We start from the raw sequence: 23,250 nt of genomic DNA, 5'->3' as shown, positions 1-23,250 counted from the left end.
GAACTTACTGTGAGAATAAATGCCAAATGACATTATTTTTTTAATATTTCATCATATAATTGCATGTAATTATAAACACATTTATCAAGAGAATAATTACTGCCGACATATTGCATCATCACATTATTATTAATATTATTCGTTTTAAGACATTTAATTATTTTCTGAGATAATAAAGTATAATTTTTTGGAATCAATTGATCTAAATCATAAAGAACTTCCCGAAGTGCACCCGAATCAAATGCTATTACTTGTGTTCCTGCAGCCATTGCTTCTACTGCAACAAAACAAAATGCTTCTTCAACCAACGATGAAACTACTACACAGGAAGATATTTGGTATATACCCGATATATCCACCATATTACCTGTGAACACAACGTAATTATTTAGCTTGAGGTTATCTACCATTCTTTCTAAATAACTTCGGCATTCACCTTCACCCACCAAAATAAATTTAGTATTCGGCATAGATTTTATGATATTTGGTATAGCTTTAATTAAGCAGTTCACACCTTTGTCAGCCCTTAGACCTACAGTTGAAACCACAAATTCATCTTTAATATTCAATTTTTCTTTTAACTTTGTTGTATCTATATTTTGTTGGAACTTTCTTAAATTAACCCCATTGTAGATTACAAGTAATTTACTAGAATGTATATTATATTCTTTGGAATATTTCAATTTTATATAATTCGAAACGCAAACGATTTTATCAATACCACAATTGAACAAAATAGAGTGGGTTTTATAATATAATTTTCGAAGTGCTTTTTTAAAAGGTGTTTTTAGTTCTCTACTACCCATATGATCAGTATATACAATTTTGATACTGAAGAAAAACTTCAAATAATTGAGACTTGAATAAATTGGATAAAAATGAAAATGTACAATATTTGGGCGAATTTCTTTTAGAATTTGATATAATTCCATAAAAATATAAATATTTGATCTTGTTGGCTTCAATATTTTTATTTCTGCATTAGATGCTAAAAGAGTATCCTCTACGCATTTTATAGGCCTATCTCTGAATATAATAACATGTTTAAATCCTTTTTTATTTAATTCATCAGTCATTACGACTAAAAAATCCTCAAATGAACCAAAACGAATTGGGGATATATCGCAAATCGAAAGAACACAATTTTGAGACTTTTTATGAAGCATATTTATCGACCCATACTTTGAATGAATTTAATTAGCATGATACATTTCTCGATAAATCGAGATATAATAATCTATGACAGATGTCCAATTATATTTTTCAGCAAACTTTTTCTGATGCTCAATTATATTATCGTTTTTATTTGACTTTTCGAAAATAGAACTAACTATGTTTGATATATTTTCGACATTCGGTTCAAATGCACCAAGTACATATCCATCATCAATAATAAAATCATAAATACCAGCTTTTTTTGAAAAATATACAGGACATTCTGCACAAGCAAAAGCTTCTAAAATAGCTAGAGCAAAAGTATCCAAAATCGATGGATAAATGGCAGCATCAACCTTTTGTAAGTATTTTATAATCATTTTTTGGTTGAGATTCCCCAGAAAAATCACATTGTCAACTATATCTAATTGTATTGACAATGCTTTTAAATATTGCATCTGTGGACCGTCTCCTGCTATATAAAGGTAAATTTTAGTTGAACCCGACTTTGTAGATAAAAATAACTTTAATCCCTTAATTAGCAAATCAACTCCTTTTTCCGGAGATAAACGTCCATGGTAAAATATTTTGATCGAATTATCACTTTTTTTAATAAATTCATGTCTTTTCAAAAACCAACAATTATCTATAGCATTTGGTACAACCTCTATATTACCAAGCCCATATCTATGTTTAAATATATTTGCAAGTGAATATGAGTTTACAATATTTTTGTTTGAACTAAATAATAAAATAGGTAGTAAAATACAAGTCGGTATTTTAGAAAGCTCTAATTTATGATCATATTTGTATCTCAAAACAAGTTCTTTACAAATATCCCCATGATAATTCAAAATTAATTTATTTTTCTTAATTTTTGCAAAGACATGAAGTAAAAATTTACTGTTTGGAAAAACTAAAGGAGTTGTCGGGATATGAACAATACTGTTTTTTATTTTAAGAATATCTTTACCAGTAAAGATTTTTATATCACTATATTTTTTACCCAATATGACTTTATTTTTATTATTCGTATAAAGGATAATTTCATCAAAAGGTAATTTATCTTTTTTGGCAATTAACGCTTCAAAGACGTTTCTTGCAACATTAGAAGGGGCACCTTTTGACATAGGGTAGTAATAAACAAGCTTCATCCAGATCACTTCCTTTCAACATCTATTTCCCACAATGCAATACGGGTAGCATCATATATTTTGTTAGACTCTGAATGAATAATATTTACTATTGGTTTGTAATAATACTTATCTTCTACAAAATAAGTATATTCTTCTAAATCCTCTATATTTTTTCCGTACTGTCTCAACCATTCAACGCGACCAGAGTAAGTACTCCCCTTCGATGAATATGGACCATCAAAATAGTACTGTTTGCTAAACGGTGAATTTTTTGTATATTGTATATCATTTTTGTCAATAAATCCATATGCAAGATTACCCGGGCCAAGTGATGGAGTAATTGGGTGACCTTCAGAAATAGCAAACAATCGCCCTGTTTCAAAAGCTGTATCCAACCCATACGAATTGTCCGGAATATAGTTCTTACCCCATATTCCTGCAGTATATGTTTCATGTGGCATATACCAATAAGATTCCGAATCTCCCGTTCTATTATGGTTATAAAAGCTAGAAAATGCTACCGAAAAAACAATGATAGAAATGACAAATAAAGCAAACAGCTTATTTTTATGAATAGCCAGTGAATTTAATATGTTACCAAATGAAATAGATGCTAAAAAAACAATAAATAAAACTAAAAAATACGGACCGTATGTAAGAGAATATATTGTGGGTAGAAATAGTATTAATAACGAAAGAAATATGATTTCGTTGAAACTTTTCTTTTTTTGCAGTAAATATACCAACCCCCCAAATGCCAAAATCAATGCTGGACCTGTGTATCTTATATTTGTAATTAAAGCATCAATCAACCATGCATATCTCGAACCAGATTCTACCAACGAACGTTCAAAAAAAGGAACAAGAATAAGTGCAATTATTGCAAATGAAAATATGTAATTCAGATGATTTTTTTTGAAATGTGGAATATTCACTTTTTTCAATATATTGAGTGAAAAATATACTACAATAACAGGAATTAAAAAATAAGCATAATGATGTGTTGCAAAAAGCAAAACAAAGCAAATTGTTAATAAAATATATTTTTTGATTGTTTTATCAATTCTTAGCAGTAAGTAAATAAAAAATGGGAATAATACAATGAATAAACCTCTTGTACTTACTTCCCAAGTAGTAAAAACCATAACTCCTGGTGCTAACGAGAAAAATAATGACATAATATACTTAAATTTGAAATCATTGTATATCTGCCCAGCTAAAAGATATGAAGTAAACATTCCAAGCAAGCCAGCTATTATGCAATACACCAAAATTGCTTTTTCCATTTCCAGCCCAGTCATCTGTGCAATTTCTGAAAGCATAAATGGAACCGCACTTGCATAGGAATATGGATATAAACCAAACACAGATAACCAATTGATCCACCATTCACAAGTGCCATTAATAGTAATTGAGTTAGCCAGTGTATGAATGAAAAAAGAATCATATCCTTTTTCATGAGGTATGCTCGGAATCCTAATTACAAAATTCAGCAGTAAGAGTAAACTAAGTAAGGTTGCTTGAGTTTTTTTTGAAACTAATAAACTTACATCATTAGCTATTTTTAAATTTTTCAAAATAATACCTCATGACCTCAATATGCTTATTCCTATAATATGATCTGATTTCAGGATTATCCAATTTATTCTTAACGCAAGCAATTCCATTAATGTACCCAGACAAATAAGCAACTCCAGTATAAAAGGGATAGCTAAGAGAATACTTCAAAAACTTGAACAGGACATAAATTGGATGATAATCCCTGAAATAATCAGATGTTCCTTTTACTCCATAGCCTTTCCAAAGACCTTCTGCACTACTTGTTCTTCTGGTCTGAACCCCAACAACATCATCATATTTCTTGGTTTCCCACCCATGCAACATCGCTGATACATTTGATACCGAATCTGCAGAGTAACTTTTCGGGAAGCCACCAGTGTCATAATAGCATTTTTTGCTCCACATACGCAATCCACCAAGTGGATGATTGGACCGACCTTTCTCAAGAACTTTTATGCCATTATTAAGATAAGCTACCGTTCCACTACATATTCCAATTTTAGGATTGTTTTCAAATCTAATTAACATTTTTTCAAAAAAATCCAGATCCAATATCATATCTGCATCAATTAAACCGATATATTCAAAGTCTATATTATTGTTGTCGCATTTATTGATAGCATATCGAATCGCATATTCAACTATATCAGAATAATGGAATCCAAGATCACGTTTTGAAATTGCACCTTCAAGCCCTTTTATCCATGCATGCGATCCTTCTAAATTGGAAATAACATCTCCTGTCGAGTCAGTACTCCCATCATTATAAATTACCCATAGAACTGGATGAATTGTATTTTTAATTATAGATTGTGCAAGATGTGGCAAATTTGCTTCTTCATTTTTGCACGGAGTTACAACAATATAATTAGAGTTCATCAATAAGCATTCCTTATAGTTCTAATCATTTTAGTATACTTATACAAATTAATACTATTTATTATATCGTAAAATGTGTATGAGAACCAACAATCAACACAATAATTATTTCAAAGATATTAAACCAATTATTTTTGCCGGAACCCCAGCAACTTTAGTAAATGCTTCAACATCTTTAGTCACAACAGCACCAGCACCAACAATAGCTCCTTCTCCAATTGTAATATCAGGCAAGATTATTGCACCTGCCCCAATCCATGCATCACTATTAATAATAATTTTACCTCGTTGAATTTTTACAGAATCCCAAATTTTTGAAAAATTTGGATCAGATGAAGTGACCAAAATAACATTGGGCCCAATTGCAACCCTGTCATCAATACGAAGATTATCCGAATCTTCTAACTTTTCAGCAATTGTTAAACCTTCTGCAATGTATACCTGTTTACCAATTGAATAGCCACAACTTTTGTACATCCGAATTCTTAATTTATAAGAAGGGAGATTTTTTGCAAAATATTTCAGTATTTTTTTTTTAAATTTGCGTACTATCATTGATCTCACCAATCTAATAAATATGAATGAATTATAATTGAATAAATTAATTTGGAGATGAAACATGAGATAAGGTTTTTTCTATAATAAATTCAACTATATCATCAGTATTCTCGAGCATATTCTCTTTTTTAAGTCTCCAAATATCTTTAGTAGATACTTCATTTAACAAACTTATTGCTTTTTTCAAAGCTTTTTCCCGATCAGGAATATTATAAACAAGGCCATACTCCATCTCTAATTCATTCAAGTACCCTCTTTCAGTATTTGAAACATATATCGAAGGAATTCCTAGCACTGCAGCTTCTGAAGCCATTGTGGCACCTTCACTCAAACAGATGGATGCGCAATCGATAAGATCATGCAGATCATCCGGATCGAATTCTAGCTGGTAATCTTTAATTGTATTCCAATCCGACTTTTCAGAAGAAATAATTACTTTACCATATTTCTCTAAAGAAGAAATATAATCCTTTAGATCATCCTCAGTCTCAAAGTTAAAGCCACTTGCATGAAGATCATGATGAGAAGCAAGTGCAGATAATCTTAATAGAATGTAGCCTTCTTCCAGACCATATTTATCTAAAATATTTTTATTGGGTTTGAAGTACTTTGGATGGAGATAAGCCAACTCATAATAACCTTTAAAGCGTTCCTGCTTAGGACCAAGGTCAAGATAAAATGATGTTGAAGTGTATATCTTATCTGTAAAAGGTAATGTCAACATAGTGACAAGACCGGCAATTTCAGTATCAGAAAATGCCAAATGGGGTCTCCTCATTAAAGTACTTACATGAGCAGAATATGGGGATCCAGGACTGATAAATACATCTGGCTTGAACTTTCTAGCAATTTTATAAAGGCGAAGATCGTTAGCAAAAATTCCTAATGCTTTTCCAGCCATACTTTTATAATAAGGGCATACATCATACTCAAATCCTGCATCATCAAGCATTCTTTTAGTGCTTTCTTTTGCACGCACAAAAATCTTAACTGTATGACCCATCTCTTCAAGTGAAATAATGACATTTTTAAAGACATTAAAATCTTTGGGATGACCTATATCAAGAAGTATCTTCATTGTTTGATACCACCATTGTCAACATATACAGAAATAATAAACATCACTTCAATCCCCTATAAACTCCATATCCAACCTCAGCCATCTTACCCCTAACTTTCCCATGCACCTTCTTATACCTACCATAATTCACCTGTTCCCCACCAAAGCGCCTCTTAAATTCCCTGACACCATACGGCTTATCAGGATGACCGGCACCACCGAAATCGAACACTTTATATTTACCAGCGTTCTCACTCAGTATCTTCCATACAAGTGCTTCATCTACATAAGGGACATCTGCCAATGAGCCTGCATACCAATCATATACAAGGTCTTTGTAATTAAGAGTTATACGTGCACCTACAGGGATATCGTTCTGCAGGGCAATGAAGAAGTCAGCCATATCCTTTGGAACGAACTCATCATAGATTGCTTTGAAAAGTGAAAAATCAGCAACCGGCATTTTCACATTTAGATAAGTTTGATGGATCAGATCATAAGACGCTTGCAGTTCGGCATCATTTTTTACTTTTTGGATGATGATACCGGACTTTTCTGCGCGATTGACACCTTTCCGGCGGGATTTACTTATATCAGACCATATCTCTGCTTCGTCCCGGTCCAGATCAATAAGGAAATCCAGATGTTGATCATACTCATATCCGTATGACAAAATAGTCTCTTTGATCTCAGATGTATCCCTTATATTCCTCATCTGCGAATAGACCACTTTGCTTTTGACTGAACTATTGTACTCTTTCAGTAAAAGAGACAATGCTTCATTTCCCCTTTTCCCATCCTTCACAAGGGGACCACCTATAATGACACTCCTGCCGGTAAAGCTTCCTGCAATACCACTCAGCTCACTTATGATGGATGCCTGTAAAATGGCCAGAACTTCACCATTACCAGGATCAATCGCAGCTAATGAGAGTGGGACATAGTTCTTAGCCTGTCGGTAAACATTAGCCATAGAAGATGTCTGGAAGATATTGCCATGAGGGTGCTCATAGACGAATTCATCCCATACTTCAGGGTCAAGTGAATCAGTTATCTCGATCATATAATTATACCGTGTTCAGACCTCAGGTTTTCGGCCTCTGTACCAGACAATGCCAGCTTTTCCGACATTCTTCAGATTCTGCATAAGCAATTCCTTTGTCCACCCAATACTCCCATCACACCAACGATTTGGATGTGCAAGTATACACATCTGAGGTATTTCTTCTTTTCTAACAAGATCGATAACATCATCTGTTGTAGCGATAGAACCACCAGAATATGAAAGAGTGTTGGCTACATCGTCCAGAACATCCTTTACCCTGATCTTCTGATCTGCCCAGGTTCTTCCGGTATCCGTCAAATAGAGAACCTTGCTATAATCGATGGATAAATAAGGTTCTGCCACGATCCCAAAATCCTTTATGTCATGATCTTCCCAAAGATCACGATTTGACCATGATGCCAGAGGATTACCATGCATGCATGCAGTCAGTATAGGCTCAATTTCCCTTAGTTCACGAAGCTCATCCTCAAATATCCTGATCGCTGCAGAAGTATCACCCTTTGCCTTATCCATAACTTCATAGTGAAAACCTACCTCATGACCAAGATCTGCAATTTTGTGCATGAACTCAGGTTTGAACACATCAGGAGTATGCCGGAAATAATAGGTCGAACGAATGCCATATTCATTTTCCAGTCGGGCCATATCCAGAGATCGCTGCACAACCCTGTCCACATCATGCCTTAAAATGATGCATTTGTTATCCACCCGGCCAGAATTAAAATGATCAATTACAGCGATTGGCTCATATTCCGTATCTACTATTGTTTCAAGAAGTTCCCTGTATTTAGATAAGGTAAAATCACGGATCATTTTCACCACCAACGTTGTAAACATTCGTTTTATTATAAGCATAAGGCATTTGAAATTAGATTATATACTGTAAACATAATAAGCATTAGTATCACATATATAATATTCAACCCATATAATTATTGCGTTATGAAATGTTACAACCTAAATATTAATATAACAATATAACCAAGGTAGAGAGAGGGGAGCACCAAGATATCACAGAGGGATACTTGTTATTTACACACTTATGTTAATTAAAGTATACATGCTCAACTATAAAATGATCAAGTGATAAAATCATGATAAAAAGCGATAAAACTTTACTCTTCATCCTTTTGACACTTGCACTTTTCATAGGTGCCACCATAGAACTTAGTGAAGGGTCGACAACCATAGGCGTGATATTGCTTCTGGCTGCTGTTGCTGCGATCACACAGATACGAATGTCAGAAAGAAAGGACATTCGAGCTTCAAAATTTTATATACTAATTGGAGCACTGATCGTCTTTGCGGATCTGTTCTACAATTTCAGAGCAGGCAGCGATCTTGGCACTCTCGATTCAATGACCTTCTTCTTTGGAGCATCACTTGTAGCATATGGAACTGACAGACCACAACTTCGACACCTCGGAGAATTTGGTGCTTATATTTCAGGCGTATTCACCGTACTGTACCTGATCTTTTACTCCTTGTTCGGGATGTTGGACATTGGATTTCTCCATGTGTTCGATCACTATTTAGTATTGATACCAACAGTTACGATCATTCAGTTGTTCGGAATACCAGTTGATGTTGTAGGCATTGAAACGGTCTATCTCGCCGGAGTTGAAGATCTTACAATAATTATCGGAGGTCCATGCTCCGGACTTTATTCCATGTTCCTTCTGATCGGCATAGTCGCTGGCTACAGCCGAATGGAAAAAATGAAACTCGGTCAAACACTCAATCTACTTGGATTTGCAATAATTGTATCATACATTGCAAACCTTGTGCGTGTTACAATCCTTTACCTTGCAGCATATTACTACGGACTGGAAGCCATGCGGGTCGTCCACACACATCTGGGATGGATCATATTCGCCATCGTAGCAGGTGCGATCATGTACATTATGGATATAAAAAGCAGACGTTGAGTAAAATATCATACCCTGCTATTCAATTTTTTTCTGAATATGATGAAACCGACAGCTAGCATTGTAACTACAATACCCATATAGCCACCAGTGATCAGCCCTACTTCCACAGGATCAAAGTCCCGTCTTCCAAAGACATCTATTACAATAATGAAGAAAAGTACTGCCGAATATGAGAAAAAACTGAACAAAAGTGATAGCTTCCAGGTACTGAACTTTTTCATCAGGATCGTTTCGATCATCTTAATTCACCTTACTCATAATTTGTTTTACCCTTATATCCACATCAGGATGAGTATTGAAAAGTGACAGATGCATATCATAGAATTCTTCCATAGACAGCAAGTTCAATGGAAATAGATGTGCATGTCCCGGATTAAGTGACATTGGGTAGTGTCCAACATACTTCTGCATATACTCCAGCGTGTCAGCAAGCAATTTCGGTTCTTTCGTAAGTTCTACAGAAACAGCATCCACCATTATTTCCCGTGAAGGAGATAATGCAAGTTGTGCTATCAGAGCCGAAGGAACTGCGACAAGTCCCATACCAAGAAAGCGAATAAATCTTGGTGCAGGGTCATAATCCTGCCCAAATCCGCCCAACAAGGCGCCCCATAATGCAAAAGTGGATACAGAAGCAAGTGAACCTGCAAATAAAGCAACCATAGTATTCATTGGAACATCATTATTTAGAATATGCCCGATCTCACGAGCAAGCATGACTTCAAGTTCCGATGCATCAAATAGACCCATAGCGCCACTCGAGACAGCAATATCGAATTTCCCCCTTGTTCCTGCTGTGAAGATCATTGGTAGATGGTGATCGAACATATACATGTCCGGCGTGACCACACCCGCCTTTACTGCAAGGTTTTCCAATGAACCTACCTTTTTAGCTTTGTACCATTTAAGCAATATCTTGCCACTATAACTGTATAGAACATAACTTAGCAATATAAACAAAGCAAGCGTGGCTACAAAGCCAACCGGACCTAGAAGCAAAAACGCTATCACAGGAGCAGGAATACTGATCAATGCAAAAAGAAAGATTATCTTCAATTTGTTCTTAATGAATATCCCTCACTGTACCGATGATAATATAATGTCCATAAAGTACCTCATGGTTTAAAAAGTTTCTAATCGATATAGGAGAGAACGACAATATTTGTGAAGCTAAAATCTAATCATATTAAGATCAAGTCTGTTCAAAATATGTATGAATGGAGCTTAAGCATAAACGAAGCAAAATCCACGGGTATATCTGTGTAGCGGTCGATATGAATGAAATCCATAGACCGACATGAACATTATTATTTTATGCGTGCCTGTTGCTAACCCTTTCAAACATGTACTCGAACAATATCAGCTCACAAACGAATAGCTCAGCTTACGAAAAAGAAATTGCAGCCTTTAAAGTTGATGATATCAAAGTGAAAACTCAGGGTTGAAAAAACAGCTCTGTAGAAATCCGATTAAAATCCACATTCATAAACTGGAATTGAAATTATAATCCAATATCGTGCAACACATTCAATAATATAATTATATTTGATTATTATCCGAATATTGAGGATTTCCACAAAGCCGAAAAAACAGTATAATACAATTCATCAAACGACTCATATCATAAATGTAGAAAACAGTTATATCATTTAAAAGAATAGAGTCAAAAGATGTTCAAATCGGATAAATGCCTTTATACGCAGGATCTCATAGCAACTGTAGTTTTTGCAATGCTTGCAGTGATATTCATTCTTGTTCCGCCACTGAATGAAACACCGCTGCGAATATTTTTTGCCTTACCCCTGATATTTTTCATACCAGGTTACACATTTATCGCCATGATGTTCCCCAAAAAGGGAGACATCAGCAACATCGAGCGTTTTACGTTAAGTGTTGGTTTCAGCATTGCCATCACTGTATTTGATGGTTTTGCGGTGAGCCTCACGCAATGGCTCTTCCGCCCAAACTCAATATCAATATCATTACTTCTGCTAACAGCCATTTTTGCATTACTTGCGTATATTGCCAGACGAAGGCATCCGGAAGAAGACCAATTCACATTTTCAGTTCACGGTTTCATAGAATCGATCCGGTCAGATGATGAGAATATTCCAAAAAAAGACCGCATCCCGCCCGAGATCGAGAAAGCGCTGATAATAGCCCTTGTGGGGTCGATCATAATAGCATCAGGGATGCTCGTTTATGCAAAGGTCACACAAGAAAAAGAACAGTTTACCGCATTATACATACTCGGACCTGAAGGGATGGCTGAGAATTACCCCACGAACGCCTCAATTGAAAATCCCCTCAAAGTTACCGTTGGGATCGAGAACTATGAGAAACAGGATGTAGACTACATCCTTCAAATGCGGCTTGACGGTAAGGTTCTTCAGACTCTGAACATCACTTTATCTGATGAAGAAAAATGGGAAGATGAGCTGACATACAAACCTGAACAGATACGAGTTGGCAGGTCTAAACTTGAATATGCTCTTTTCAAAGAAGAGATATCATTTAATCCATATCGTTCCGTACATCTGTGGATCACACATGACTATCCAGTCGGATATTTGCAGGAACTGGCAGAAGAAGAGGAAAAAGGATCACCAGATAATCTTCAGATGCTCGGGAATTATGACATGGAGCAAAACAGCAGTTGGATCTTTAAGACCACTGATACGAATATCAATGGGGCATACCTTGAAGGAAAAGGAATATATGATTCCCGGGCAGTAGTTTTCAAGCTTCCATACGAAAGAAAATTACCATTCTATAATGACCAGTATTATGACATATCTCAAAATATCATATCCAATAAAAAAGGAACTGTTGTACTTTCCCTTTTTGTGAAAGATACGTACACCCAAACCATTGAAAACAATGCAGAGACCCAACTTAAACAAATATTGATCAACAATATTTTAGTATGGGAAAATGGGATTGGCGGAGATGATGATTGGCAACACGTCCATTTACCAGTTATATTGAACGAAGGAAACAATCTCATAACATTAAGAGCTATGCAGAAAGGTAATACTGACGTTCATCCTGTGGAAATAATATGGGACGAAGTAACAGTTCTTTCAATATCAGAACTTTCACCTTATGTCACAGGGGATGGACTTCTTGAGTTTGACCTCCCGACATCCGAAATGGTTCCATTGCCAATACGAATAAATACAACCGATTTTGAAGTTGAATGGAATGGCACCGACATTGGAAGTGGCATTGATCATTTTTATGTGGAATATAGTAATGACGGAGTTAACTGGCAGGCATGGTTACCCGAATCAAAAGAAACTTCCGCAGTATTCACAGGCATTGAAGGAAAGAATTATTATTTCCGAACCCAGGCGATCGATGGAGCAGGAAACTGGGAAATTGCCCATACCATACCTGATACGAACACCACAGTTGACCTCACTGAACCGGAATTTGATTTGGAGATCTCACCAAATCCTTCAAATGGACCAACATTATTTGTTGTAAAGGCGGAAGAACCATTAGCCGGAATTGAATGTCTGATAGCACCTGATAATGAGAATTTCCAGTATCAGAAGTCAACGGTAAAAATGAGTTCTACTGATTCATACAACTGGTCAGGCTATTATGTAGCAAGTGCTGACAACACATATAAGTTGGAAATGACTGCAACTGATCTTGCATATCATCAAAAAACAGTTCTGGACTATCTTACTGTCGACACATCCCTTGAAGATCTGATATTAGAGATCTCTGAAAAAGAAACTGCGGACAATGTGAAAATTATAATAACATCGTCTGCCGGCCTAAAGGAGAATCCGACTGTCAAAGTCGTAAGAGATGATAAACAGATATTGCTAACTGGACCAGAAATAAAAGATAATACTTACACATACCAGACCAGAATCAATAGCTCTATAAAAGATGGTAAAGCCTATGTTTATGTTACGGCTTATACAGTAAACTCTGAAAAGTTGACGATCACAGACGACTTTAGCATTAAACGCAGTTAATTTCGAGATATTAAGTTGTTGATATCGAAATATCAACTTTTGTTTTTTTTTAAGACTATTACACAAACATTTTGCAGTTATACAAATTGATGTGCATCATCATAATGATAATCATCACTGTCACCAGTTATTCACAATGTTTAAATACCATACAGTACAAAGAACAACTGTAGTAATAGAGAGGTGGTACAATCATGAAAAGTAAAATATTAATATATCTATTAGTAGCAATTATTGCTACAGCTGGCACAGCAATGGCATATGATGGGAACCTTTATAACGCTGCAGGAACAGCTGCAGCACCAAACCCAATGATAATCCAGCCAGGAGAGACAGTAACGCTGAGTTATTACATGGAGAACATGAATCCTGCTGACCTGAATAAGACGTTCCCATACAGCTATTCAGTAGTTGTAAAATCAGGAACAGGGTCACCAAGTGATATTGCAGTAACAGTACCAGCAAGCGTGATACCAACAACAAATCCATATACTGACGTAGGCATTATAACCGTTACCAAGGATATAAATGCACCAATGGACACTGTATACACAATAAAGGTAGTTGCAGGCGACAGTTCAGTAGAAGTTGACTCTGCATCAAGAACAATCGAAGTACCGGAATTCCCAACAATCGCACTCCCTGTAGCAGCGATCATTGGTCTGGCATTCTTCCTTCAGCGCCGCAAAGAAGAGTAAGCTTACTCTTCTTACATACTTTTTTATTTTCTTTGATATAATTTCTGAAACTTTGTAGAGTGGGTTCAATAGTCACTGTGTGGTGGAGTGAATGAATACGATTGATACAATAAAAGCAAAAAGCTGTTATGCCCCAATAGCGGAGTATGATGAGAATTTTCAAATAATTGTCGAGCAAAACGGTAAACTATGTCGAAAATATATTTCAATTAAACCAAAAATAGAGGCTAAAGCAACTCGGATAAATATTGACAATGAGTTAGTAGCTTATAATCTGGGATACGAAATTTATATAACTAAGATAATGGAAACCCTCACAAATGATGATTTTACGGTATCACTTTTATCAAAATCACATACTACCATCGATAATGTCCTCCATGTTAAAAAGGAAGGTATCGATTTTTTCATTCGAAAAAACGAATTCAATGATATAGAAGGAATTAAAAATTTCTTCTCCGTAATAAAAAACATCGTCAATTATCAGTCTAATAAAAATTATGTATTATATGCTGAAATTGAAAAAAATATCAGAGAATATATTGGATTTAACAACAAATACGAGTCCATTATTTTTTCAAAAATTTGCAATGCGTTACGTCAGCGTGGCATTGAAATAAATGTGTAAATAATTGTTTTTTTAAATTAGCACAATCCCCTGAATCCATTTATTAATTCTACACTATTCAGCTTTCCTACTCAAACCTTTATATTCTCGAAAGCCAATCTACCAGCGATCAGCTATGGAACTTGAGAAACTACTTGAAAAATTATCTAATGCACATGGAATATCAGGGTATGAGAATAACGTCAAACAGATAATGGAAGACGAGATCAGACCATACGTTGATGAGACCAGAACAGATAAGATGGGAAATCTCATCGCCACAAAAAAAGGTGATGGACCTACGGTCATGCTGGCAGCACACATGGATGAGATCGGCCTGATGGTGCAATATATTGATGACAAGGGATTCCTGCACTTTGTGATGATCGGCGGCTGGTTCGACCAGACACTACACAGCCAGAGAGTCATAGTCCACGGAAGCAATGCCCAGCTTACAGGTGTTATCGGCTCAAAGCCACCACATGTGATGAAAGAGGAAGACAGAAATAAACCGGTAAAGGCAGAGGACATGTTCATTGATATCGGGGCAAAGGACAAAGAAGATGCCATGAAGATGGGAGTGGATGTAGGAACCGCCATATCAATGGACAGGGATTTTGCAACCCTCGCCAACGGCCTGGTCACATGTAAAGCATTCGACAACAGGGCAGGAGTAGCAATGCTCATTGATGCCATGAAGCAGATATCCGAAACAAAAGTAAATGCGACCATATATGCCGTAGGGACAGTTCAGGAAGAGGTCGGGCTCAAAGGTGCACGCACATCTGCCTTCGGACTTAATCCGGATGTCGCCATTGCAGTAGATGTAACATTCCCCGGAGACCATCCCGGAATAAGCAAGAACGATTCTGCACTGGAAATGGGAAAAGGTGCCGTCATCACAGTCGTTGATGCATCCGGCAGAGGACTTATTGCGGACAAAAACGTAGTAAAATGGCTAAAAGAGACCGCTGAAGAGAACGACATACCATACCAGCTCAATGTAGGTTGTGGCGGAACGACCGATGCGACTGCGATACATCTCACAAGAGAAGGTATCCCCTCAAGCACAATTAGCGTACCTACAAGATACATCCACTCACCTGTGGAGGTCCTATCCCTTGAAGACCTGAGATCCTGTGCCGATCTCATAGCAAAAGCTGTTCAGAACATTGACAAGTATTTCTGATAAATATCAGAATACTTCCTCCTGTTTTTTAAAATAATAATTTACTTTGGGTCTCATTAACATCGAGTGGGTAATTTTAACGTCCTGCAAGCAAATGTTCACAATTCTAGATCATCTTCCTGCACAATCCTTTAAATTGTGATGTGGTATTTTTGCTCATACGATTGTGATTTGCATTAGTTCTTTGAATTCCATGACGATTGAAAGGTAGATATAAATAAATTAAGTTACCCACTCGATGTTGAAAAGATCCTTCACTTTTTATTTCATTGGAATTTACGCACAGAAATATTGCCGGATTTTCTAATATTAAAAGATATGCAGGCAGCCATATCGCATATGAGAATTTATTCACACCAAAAGGACTAAAAGCAATAGGAGTATTATTTTGGCTGTTATAGTCAGCGGCATGCATCCGTAAATAATATCTTTATTATTAGTGATGAATATGCAGGTCACTGATCAGAAATAATCGATAATTAAAACTGAAAATTAAAAAATAAACTGAGGGATTGCATTATTTGAAAATATCCGGTTTTTGGACACAACATTAAGAGACGGCGAACAGACACCTGGTGTCGCACTGAAAACAGAAGAGAAGGTATGGATAGCACGCAAGCTTGATGAGCTTGGAGTAGACATTATCGAAGCTGGTTCAGCAATTACTTCTGAAGGTGAGCGAGAGGCCATCCGTGCTGTAGCCGCAGAAGGACTGGACGCAGAGATCTGCAGCTATTGCCGTATCATGCAGCAGGATGTGGATTTCGCATTAGAATGTGATGTGGATTCAATTCACCTGGTGGCACCAGTATCTGACCTACATATTAGTGTGAAGCTGAAAAAAGACAGGGAAGCATTGAAAGAAATGGCATTAAGTGCCGTGGAATATGCAAAGGACCATGGTCTTATAGTGGAGCTTAGCGGAGAGGATGCTTCAAGGGCAGACTTAGACTTCCTGAAAGACCTGTACAAGTCCGGCGTTGAAGTAGGTGCTGACAGAGTGTGTTTCTGTGATACTGTAGGATTGCTTGTGCCTGAAAGAACAACCGAGATATTTAAAGATCTATCATCATCAATTGACGTGCCAGTAGCTGTTCACTGCCATAATGACTTTGGTCTTGCAGTCTCAAATACAGTAGCAGCGCTCAATGCAGGCGCAAGGGAAGCACATATGACCATAAACGGCATTGGCGAAAGAGCAGGGAACGCAGCACTTGAAGAGGTTGCCATGATCCTTGAATGGCTCTATAAGCGTGAGACCAGTATCAAGACCAATGAACTGTACAAGGTCTCAAGGCTGGTTAGTCGCCTTACAGGGCTTGCCGTTGCACCAAATAAGTCACTGGTCGGTGGAAATGCTTTCACCCATGAAGCAGGCATCCATGTTCACGGTTTGCTCGCAGACACTTCCACCTATGAGCCGATAACTCCGGAAAGTATCGGCCGTGAAAGACAGATAGTGCTTGGAAAACATGCAGGAAAGAGTTCAGTCACACTTGCACTGAAAGAACAGGGACTGAACGTGGATGATTCACAGCTCAATGAGATCGTCTCACGTGTGAAGGAATTAGGCGACCACGGAAAACGTGTTACAGATGCAGACCTCCAGACAATTGCGGAAACTGTGCTTGACATATACCGCGAGTCAAAGGTCAAATTAGAAGATTTAACTGTCGTATCCGGGAACAGAGCGACCCCAACTGCTTCTGTAAGACTGATAGTCGATGGGAAGGAAATCGTTGAAGCTGCTACCGGAGACGGACCTGTTGATGCAGCCTTTGAAGGGATTCGCAAAGCTGTCTCTGGTGTCGCTGACATCCATCTTGAAGAGTACCATGTCGATGCCATTACAGGTGGCACAGATGCACTCGTCGAAGTGCTGGTTAAACTTTCAAAGGATGGAAAAATGGTCACCTCAAGGGGTGCACGAACAGATATAATAATGGCATCTGTAGAAGCTGTTATAAACGGTATCAACCAGTTAATACAGGATTAAGAACAGATAATTTATTGATAATTAAAAGATTTCAATATCAAATTGATAGTCAGTATTGATGATAGCTATTTGAATAGCAGTTCTTAACACACTTAACGAACACATATCGATCATATCTTACCGATCAATTAAAAGGAAAAGATAGAATGACCGGAAAAGCAGAAAGAATGACAGGCGCAAGAGCATTTGTCGAGTGCCTGTATCGGGAAAATGTTGAAGTTATTTTTGGATATCCGGGTGGCGTGCTGCTCCATATCTATGATGAACTTTATGATGCACATCTGCACCATCTACTCGTCAGACACGAGCAGGCAGCAGTCCATGCAGCCGAAGGATACGCAAGAGCCACAGGTAAAGTAGGGGTGTGCCTCGCGACATCAGGCCCGGGAGCAACGAACCTTGTAACAGGTATTGCAAACGCATACATGGATTCAGTTCCAATGGTAGCATTCACCGGACAAGTACCAAGCTCAATGATAGGTAATGATGCCTTCCAGGAAGCTAACATTACTGGCATTACAATGCCTATAACAAAACACAATTACCTCGTACAGGATGTAAAGGACCTGCCAAGGATCATCAAAGAAGCATTCCATATTGCTTCCACAGGCAGACCCGGACCAGTGCTCATAGATCTTCCAAAGGATATTACCACAGACGAAATTGATTTTGTATACCCTGACACAGTCGAACTGCGTGGATATAAGCCAACATTCAAAGGCAATGCACAGCAAATAAAGAGAGCTGCAGCCGTCCTTAAAGATGCAAAAAGACCTGTGATCTATGCCGGAGGCGGTGTGATCGGATCTGAAGGAAGCAAAGAGCTGCTGGCATTTGCCGAGAAGCTCAAAGCACCTGTTACGACGACACTTACCGGTATCGGAGGATTTCCGAACGATAATGAACTTTATCTCGGAATGCCTGGAATGCACGGTACGAAATATGCGAACTATGCAATTCAGGAAAGCGATGTTCTCATAGCAGTAGGCGTACGTTTCGATGACAGAGTAACCGGAAAGACAACATCTTTCGCACCAAACGCAACAGTTATCCACATTGATATCGACCCTGCGGAAATATCAAAGATCATAAAGGTAGATGTCCCCATAGTCGGTGATGCAAAGCAGATCCTGGGTGCACTGCTTAAACATGTTTCCGAATGCGATACCAAAGAATGGCTAGACAAAATTGCTACATGGAAGAGGGATTTCCCATTGTTCTATGTAAACAGAGATGATGTCATCAAGCCACAGTATATACTCGAACAGATAAATGAAGTATGTCCTGATGCGATCATCGTCACCGAGGTCGGACAACACCAGATGTGGGCTGCCCAGTATTTTAACTACACCGAACCACGTACATTCATATCCTCAGGTGGACTCGGAACAATGGGCTATGGATTTCCGGCAGCTATCGGTGCCAAGATCGGCAGACCCGACAAGGTCGTATTCGATGTTTCAGGTGACGGTTCATTTCAGATGAACTCACAGGAAATGGCAACCATTGTCCAGAACAATATCCCAATAATCATTGCAATTTTCAACAATGGTTATCTTGGAATGGTCAGACAATGGCAGGCATTGTTCTTCGAACACCGCTATTCACACACCACCATTGAGAACAGTGTTGACTTCGTCAAGCTGGCAGAAGCATACGGTGCAATGGGAATACGCGTAACAAAGCCATCCGAAGTGAAAGCTGCCATCGAAAAAGCGGTTGAGGCCAATGCGCCGGTACTTATCGATTTCATCATCGAGCGTGAGGAGAATGTATCCCCTATGGTCCCGGCAGGTGCTGCAATAAACGAAATACTCGATCTGGAGGACATACAATGAGACACACGCTTGCAGTTCTGGTGGAGAACAAATACGGAGTACTGGCAAGGGTTGCCGGACTCTTTTCACGCCGTGGTTTCAACATTGACAGCCTTGCAGTAGGGACAACTGAAGACCCGACCCTCTCAAGAATGACCATCATTGTTAGTGGTGATGATCACGTGCTTGAACAGGTCATGAAGCAGCTTAACAAGCTGATAGATGTCATTCGTGTGATCGATCTCAGTTCCGAGGAATTCGTAGAAAGAGAACTTGCCCTCATAAAAGTTAATACCGATGCCAGCAATCGTGCAGAGATAATACAAATAGTCAATATATTCAGGGCAAGGACCATCGATGTCGCTTCAAAGTCATTGACCATTGAAGTTACCGGCGACGTTGAAAAGATAAAGGCTATTCAGACATTGCTTAAGCCATTCGGAATCAAAGAACTGGCAAGAACAGGAATCGTAGCACTTAACAGAGGCTCAAAGAGCCAATAAACGATCATTCATTTTAATCTTTTCAGAATCAGGAGAAATAAACATGGTAGAAATGTTCTATGACAAAGACGCCGATCTTGGCGCACTTAAAGGTAAAATAATTGCTGTAATGGGCTATGGTAGCCAGGGTCATGCTCAGGCACAGAACCTGCATGACTCCGGCCTTGATGTCGTTATCGGCCTCAGAGAAGGAAGCCGCCGCTGGAAACAGGCAGAAGACGATGGCCTTAAGGTCATGACCGTAGCAGACGCTGCAAAAGCTGCAGATGTTGTCCAGATCCTCCTTCCTGATGAGATCCAGTCAAAGGTATATTATTCAGAAATAGAGCCAGGACTTGAAGCAGGAAACTCCCTTGTGTTCTCACACGGATTCAACATCCACTACAACCAGATCGTACCATCAAAGGACCTTGATGTCTACATGGTAGCACCAAAGAGCCCAGGTCACCTTGTAAGAAGAACATACAAAGAAGGAGCTGGCGTTCCAGGTCTTATCGCAGTCTATCAGGACGCAAGCGGAAATGCACTTGAAATGGCACTTGCACACGCAAAGGGTGTCGGATGTACAAGAGCCGGTGTCATCGAGACAACATTCCGTGAAGAGACAGAGACCGACCTTTTCGGAGAGCAGGTTGATCTTTGTGGCGGTGTCGCAAGTCTTATCAAGACATCCTTCGAAGTTCTTGTCGAAGCAGGATACCAGCCGGAGATGGCATATTTCGAGACACTACACGAGCTCAAGCTCATTGTCGACCTCATCCACGAGGGCGGTCTTGAGAAGATGTGGTATTCAGTATCCAACACCGCAGAATATGGCGGTCTTACAGTAGGCCCACAGATCATCAACGAAGAGTCCCGTGAAGCAATGTATGTTGCACTCGAGAGGATCCAGAATGGTGAGTTCGCACGTGAGTTTGTCCTTGAAGGACAGACAAACCATGCTGTACTTACCTCCATGGAACGCCTTGAAAAGGAACACCCTGTAGAGGTCGTTGGTAAGAAGCTCAGGGCAATGATGCCATGGCTTAACAGCGAACTCAACGAAGAGTAAGCTTATAAATATAAACTAAATACTTTTTCAGGGCATTATGTCCTGAAAAACCTTCTTTTTTTGTGATCCTTATGTCAACTACCATAGAAACCATTCTTAGCCGTCGAAGTGTCAGAGAATACACCGATGAACCGGTCAGTGAAAAAGATATCAATACCATCCTTGACTGTGCCAGATGGGCACCATCGGGTCTTAACAACCAGCCCTGGAAATTCATTGTCATACAAGATGAGAACACCATCAAGGACCTGGCACAATGCACCCATTACTCGACCATTGTACTAGGCTCAAAACTATTGATCGCAGTTTATCTTGATAATTCCGAAATGTACCACCATGACAAAGATGTGATGGCCATCGGAGCATCAATACAGAACATGTTGCTTGCATGTGTCGAACTTGGACTTGGCTCGGTATGGCTTGGTGAAATACTCAAACAGGCGGAAAAGGTCAATTCTATCCTTGAGGTACCGGAAATTTATGAGCTTATGGCAGTGATAGCTATTGGAAAACCAGTGAAAAAGGAAAGAACGTCCAGTAGGAAAAGTGTTTCAGAGCTTACTTTCAAAAACAAATTCGATAATAAGTGGACAGGTTCTAACTGAACCCTCCACAGATATCTTCACTTCCAATATAAGAATGATGGGGAAATTACTCAACATATATAGAAATTGTAAAAACGAGAAGAATGATGAATTAATTAGTTTTTATTTTATGAATATCATTGGTATTGTTTTCACTACTCCTAAATGACAACAGAATAAAACTTAATACAGAAATAAACATCAATAATAAAAGCAAATGAAATTTTGGCAGATGTCATATTAGTAATCAATTTCTGTGTTTAAAAGTTATTTCAGGTGAACAAGTTTGGTAATTCAATAGGGAAAGTCAGGGGCGTAGAAGGATTTAATCAATTTTGCAAGAGACATAGGATTTCGTATAACAGATTTAACTGAAATTGATAATCTTTTAGAGGAGATTCAAAATCAATATGAGGAACAAAAGCCAATTATTTGTGCTCAAATTAAATCAGAAATCAATAACCTTCATATAGAAATTGAAACTGCTGAAAACACTATAGAATTAAAAAAATCTAAAATATTGAAAGAAATTGAACTCGAATCTGAGAACTTAATCGATGAAATCGAAGATTTGTATTCAATCAAAATTAGTGTAACGCACCTGCTTCAATATCTTTCAAGTAAACTAAAATTACGTCGTCATAATAAGAGATTATACTACCTAACGCAAGATATACATATTGAATTAAATAAGCGACTTGAAATCGAAAAATCTTCGTTTAAAATGTTGAAACATAAACTTGATAGGCTCGAAAATAATATTGATGTGGAAGCAGAATCAAGGTTATCTCACTTAGTATCCCAACTTAATAAATTAGAAGATTTAAAAAATTCAAATGAATACAAAGGAGCATTGGGAGAAATAGCTGTTATAAAAAAACTAACTGAACTTTCTGATGATTATTTTCAATTCAACGATGTATATCTTGAATTAAACGAATACATAAAGTTTAACGGTTCCTCTTTAAAATCTGCTCAAATTGATCATCTTGTAGTTGGCCCTACAGGAGTATTTGTAATTGAAACAAAAAATTGGAGTAAAAACTATACTCAAACTGTTTTTAATGAAGGTTCATATACACCGTATGACCAAATACAGAGAAGTAGTTACATTGTATATCGGTATTTGAACGATAACAAATATGGTAATGCAATTCAAAAAACATACCACAACCTTGCAAATAGTGAAGTTAAAGTCAAATCAATACTTGCAATAACTGGTTCTACTATTCCCTTCGAAAAACATAGATTTGTTAGAGTAGCACGTTACAATCAAATTCCATCACATATTGAAAAGAGTAAATGGTTGTTAACTACTGCACACATAAATAAAATCGCAAGCAAACTATGCAGTAAGTACTGAAATATCTTAGGAAAAGAGAATAGCTAAAACTTTGTCAATAATCTTCAGGTAGCATGATTGTGTACTTGCCAAGCTCATTTAATGATATTACTATCAAGCAAC

General features: G+C 37.7%; 21 protein-coding genes. 11 read left to right on the top strand and 10 right to left on the bottom strand.

From position 1 onward, the window contains the following. Nucleotides 1-32: 32 nt before the first annotated feature. The 8 genes from MBUR_RS03715 to MBUR_RS03680 form a co-directional block, all read right to left on the bottom strand. Entirely contained in the window at nucleotides 33-1,076 is a 1,044-nt protein-coding gene (locus MBUR_RS03715; RefSeq protein ID WP_232222012.1) for a glycosyltransferase family 4 protein, read from the bottom strand. 117 nt (nucleotides 1,077-1,193) lie between these two features. Next, a complete protein-coding gene (locus MBUR_RS03710; RefSeq protein ID WP_011498847.1) occupies nucleotides 1,194-2,309 on the bottom strand; it encodes a glycosyltransferase family 4 protein in 1,116 nt (371 codons plus the stop codon). 5 nt (nucleotides 2,310-2,314) lie between these two features. Then, the gene (locus tag MBUR_RS03705; protein ID WP_011498846.1) at nucleotides 2,315-3,868 is read right to left on the bottom strand and encodes a hypothetical protein; all 1,554 of its coding nucleotides are present in this window, start codon (nucleotides 3,866-3,868) and stop codon (nucleotides 2,315-2,317) included. Next, nucleotides 3,846-4,730 carry a glycosyltransferase family 2 protein gene (locus tag MBUR_RS03700; RefSeq protein WP_011498845.1) on the bottom strand — a complete coding sequence of 295 codons (885 nt, stop codon included), beginning with the start codon at nucleotides 4,728-4,730 and terminating at the stop codon, nucleotides 3,846-3,848. Before MBUR_RS03700 ends, MBUR_RS03705 begins: the two co-directional genes overlap by 23 nt. Nucleotides 4,731-4,835: 105 nt before the next feature. After that, nucleotides 4,836-5,285: an acyltransferase gene (locus MBUR_RS03695; protein WP_011498844.1), complete on the bottom strand. Its 450-nt coding sequence runs from the start codon at nucleotides 5,283-5,285 to the stop codon at nucleotides 4,836-4,838. Nucleotides 5,286-5,331: 46 nt separating this feature from the next. Continuing rightward, complete coding sequence (locus MBUR_RS03690) at nucleotides 5,332-6,366, bottom strand: DUF354 domain-containing protein (RefSeq protein WP_011498843.1); 1,035 nt, start codon at nucleotides 6,364-6,366, stop codon at nucleotides 5,332-5,334. Between the two features lie 43 nt (nucleotides 6,367-6,409). Then, nucleotides 6,410-7,411 (bottom strand): lipid II:glycine glycyltransferase FemX, encoded by a 1,002-nt coding sequence (locus MBUR_RS03685; protein WP_011498842.1) that lies wholly within the window; start codon nucleotides 7,409-7,411, stop codon nucleotides 6,410-6,412. 15 nt (nucleotides 7,412-7,426) lie between these two features. Then, nucleotides 7,427-8,227, bottom strand: coding sequence for a hypothetical protein (locus tag MBUR_RS03680; protein WP_011498841.1), 801 nt, complete (start codon nucleotides 8,225-8,227; stop codon nucleotides 7,427-7,429). Between the two features lie 281 nt (nucleotides 8,228-8,508). On the opposite strand from MBUR_RS03680, the gene artC reads away from it, so the two are divergent. Continuing rightward, nucleotides 8,509-9,342 carry an archaeosortase C gene (gene artC, locus MBUR_RS03675; protein ID WP_011498840.1) on the top strand — a complete coding sequence of 278 codons (834 nt, stop codon included), beginning with the start codon at nucleotides 8,509-8,511 and terminating at the stop codon, nucleotides 9,340-9,342. An 8-nt stretch (nucleotides 9,343-9,350) separates the two neighbouring features. Here artC and MBUR_RS14105 read toward each other — a convergent pair whose 3' ends face one another. Both MBUR_RS14105 and MBUR_RS03665 read right to left on the bottom strand, forming a co-directional pair. Then, entirely contained in the window at nucleotides 9,351-9,584 is a 234-nt protein-coding gene (locus MBUR_RS14105) for a hypothetical protein (RefSeq protein WP_048063213.1), read from the bottom strand. Nucleotide 9,585: 1 nt separating this feature from the next. Further along, nucleotides 9,586-10,401, bottom strand: a complete 816-nt coding sequence (locus tag MBUR_RS03665; RefSeq protein WP_048063212.1) for a M48 family metalloprotease — start codon at nucleotides 10,399-10,401, stop codon at nucleotides 9,586-9,588. A 614-nt stretch (nucleotides 10,402-11,015) separates the two neighbouring features. Here MBUR_RS03665 and MBUR_RS03660 point away from each other — a divergent pair. The 10 genes from MBUR_RS03660 to MBUR_RS03615 all read left to right on the top strand — a co-directional run bounded on the left by MBUR_RS03660 (nucleotide 11,016) and on the right by MBUR_RS03615 (nucleotide 23,148). Next, nucleotides 11,016-13,340 carry a DUF1616 domain-containing protein gene (locus tag MBUR_RS03660; protein ID WP_011498838.1) on the top strand — a complete coding sequence of 775 codons (2,325 nt, stop codon included), beginning with the start codon at nucleotides 11,016-11,018 and terminating at the stop codon, nucleotides 13,338-13,340. Between the two features lie 194 nt (nucleotides 13,341-13,534). Continuing rightward, entirely contained in the window at nucleotides 13,535-14,038 is a 504-nt protein-coding gene (locus MBUR_RS03655) for a PEF-CTERM sorting domain-containing protein (protein ID WP_011498837.1), read from the top strand. A gap of 91 nt (nucleotides 14,039-14,129) precedes the next feature. Then, a complete protein-coding gene (locus MBUR_RS03650; RefSeq protein ID WP_011498836.1) occupies nucleotides 14,130-14,666 on the top strand; it encodes a hypothetical protein in 537 nt (178 codons plus the stop codon). Nucleotides 14,667-14,781: 115 nt separating this feature from the next. After that, complete coding sequence (locus tag MBUR_RS03645; RefSeq protein ID WP_011498835.1) at nucleotides 14,782-15,834, top strand: M42 family metallopeptidase; 1,053 nt, start codon at nucleotides 14,782-14,784, stop codon at nucleotides 15,832-15,834. Between the two features lie 511 nt (nucleotides 15,835-16,345). Then, nucleotides 16,346-17,830 carry a (R)-citramalate synthase gene (locus MBUR_RS03640; RefSeq protein WP_083754935.1) on the top strand — a complete coding sequence of 495 codons (1,485 nt, stop codon included), beginning with the start codon at nucleotides 16,346-16,348 and terminating at the stop codon, nucleotides 17,828-17,830. A 146-nt stretch (nucleotides 17,831-17,976) separates the two neighbouring features. After that, nucleotides 17,977-19,668, top strand: coding sequence for an acetolactate synthase large subunit (locus MBUR_RS03635; protein ID WP_011498833.1), 1,692 nt, complete (start codon nucleotides 17,977-17,979; stop codon nucleotides 19,666-19,668). Continuing rightward, the gene (gene ilvN / locus MBUR_RS03630; protein WP_011498832.1) at nucleotides 19,665-20,150 is read left to right on the top strand and encodes an acetolactate synthase small subunit; all 486 of its coding nucleotides are present in this window, start codon (nucleotides 19,665-19,667) and stop codon (nucleotides 20,148-20,150) included. The genes MBUR_RS03635 and ilvN overlap by 4 nt, the downstream gene beginning before the upstream one ends. A gap of 43 nt (nucleotides 20,151-20,193) precedes the next feature. Further along, nucleotides 20,194-21,201, top strand: a complete 1,008-nt coding sequence (ilvC, locus tag MBUR_RS03625; protein ID WP_011498831.1) for a ketol-acid reductoisomerase — start codon at nucleotides 20,194-20,196, stop codon at nucleotides 21,199-21,201. 71 nt (nucleotides 21,202-21,272) lie between these two features. After that, nucleotides 21,273-21,806 carry a nitroreductase family protein gene (locus MBUR_RS03620; RefSeq protein WP_011498830.1) on the top strand — a complete coding sequence of 178 codons (534 nt, stop codon included), beginning with the start codon at nucleotides 21,273-21,275 and terminating at the stop codon, nucleotides 21,804-21,806. Between the two features lie 499 nt (nucleotides 21,807-22,305). Next, entirely contained in the window at nucleotides 22,306-23,148 is an 843-nt protein-coding gene (locus tag MBUR_RS03615; RefSeq protein ID WP_048063211.1) for a nuclease-related domain-containing protein, read from the top strand. Nucleotides 23,149-23,250: the final 102 nt, after the last annotated feature.

This window comes from Methanococcoides burtonii DSM 6242, assembly GCF_000013725.1.
GTDB classification, from domain to species: domain Archaea; phylum Halobacteriota; class Methanosarcinia; order Methanosarcinales; family Methanosarcinaceae; genus Methanococcoides; species Methanococcoides burtonii.
The sequence above is the reverse complement of the archived record's forward strand: the minus strand, read 5'-3'. Positions and strand labels throughout refer to the sequence as shown.

Excerpts from the sequence above, each read along its gene's own strand:
- MBUR_RS03715 (WP_232222012.1), bottom strand. The coding sequence starts at position 1,076 with ATGACTGATGAATTAAATAAAAAAGGATTTAAACATGTTATTATATTC.
- MBUR_RS03710 (WP_011498847.1), bottom strand. The coding sequence starts at position 2,309 with ATGAAGCTTGTTTATTACTACCCTATGTCAAAAGGTGCCCCTTCTAAT.
- MBUR_RS03700 (WP_011498845.1), bottom strand. The coding sequence starts at position 4,730 with ATGAACTCTAATTATATTGTTGTAACTCCGTGCAAAAATGAAGAAGCA.
- MBUR_RS03695 (WP_011498844.1), bottom strand. The coding sequence starts at position 5,285 with ATGATAGTACGCAAATTTAAAAAAAAAATACTGAAATATTTTGCAAAA.
- MBUR_RS03690 (WP_011498843.1), bottom strand. The coding sequence starts at position 6,366 with ATGAAGATACTTCTTGATATAGGTCATCCCAAAGATTTTAATGTCTTT.
- MBUR_RS03685 (WP_011498842.1), bottom strand. The coding sequence starts at position 7,411 with ATGATCGAGATAACTGATTCACTTGACCCTGAAGTATGGGATGAATTC.
- MBUR_RS03680 (WP_011498841.1), bottom strand. The coding sequence starts at position 8,227 with ATGATCCGTGATTTTACCTTATCTAAATACAGGGAACTTCTTGAAACA.
- artC (WP_011498840.1), top strand. The coding sequence starts at position 8,509 with ATGATAAAAAGCGATAAAACTTTACTCTTCATCCTTTTGACACTTGCA.
- MBUR_RS14105 (WP_048063213.1), bottom strand. The coding sequence starts at position 9,584 with ATGATCGAAACGATCCTGATGAAAAAGTTCAGTACCTGGAAGCTATCA.
- MBUR_RS03660 (WP_011498838.1), top strand. The coding sequence starts at position 11,016 with ATGTTCAAATCGGATAAATGCCTTTATACGCAGGATCTCATAGCAACT.
- MBUR_RS03655 (WP_011498837.1), top strand. The coding sequence starts at position 13,535 with ATGAAAAGTAAAATATTAATATATCTATTAGTAGCAATTATTGCTACA.
- MBUR_RS03650 (WP_011498836.1), top strand. The coding sequence starts at position 14,130 with ATGAATACGATTGATACAATAAAAGCAAAAAGCTGTTATGCCCCAATA.
- MBUR_RS03645 (WP_011498835.1), top strand. The coding sequence starts at position 14,782 with ATGGAACTTGAGAAACTACTTGAAAAATTATCTAATGCACATGGAATA.
- MBUR_RS03635 (WP_011498833.1), top strand. The coding sequence starts at position 17,977 with ATGACCGGAAAAGCAGAAAGAATGACAGGCGCAAGAGCATTTGTCGAG.
- ilvN (WP_011498832.1), top strand. The coding sequence starts at position 19,665 with ATGAGACACACGCTTGCAGTTCTGGTGGAGAACAAATACGGAGTACTG.
- ilvC (WP_011498831.1), top strand. The coding sequence starts at position 20,194 with ATGGTAGAAATGTTCTATGACAAAGACGCCGATCTTGGCGCACTTAAA.
- MBUR_RS03620 (WP_011498830.1), top strand. The coding sequence starts at position 21,273 with ATGTCAACTACCATAGAAACCATTCTTAGCCGTCGAAGTGTCAGAGAA.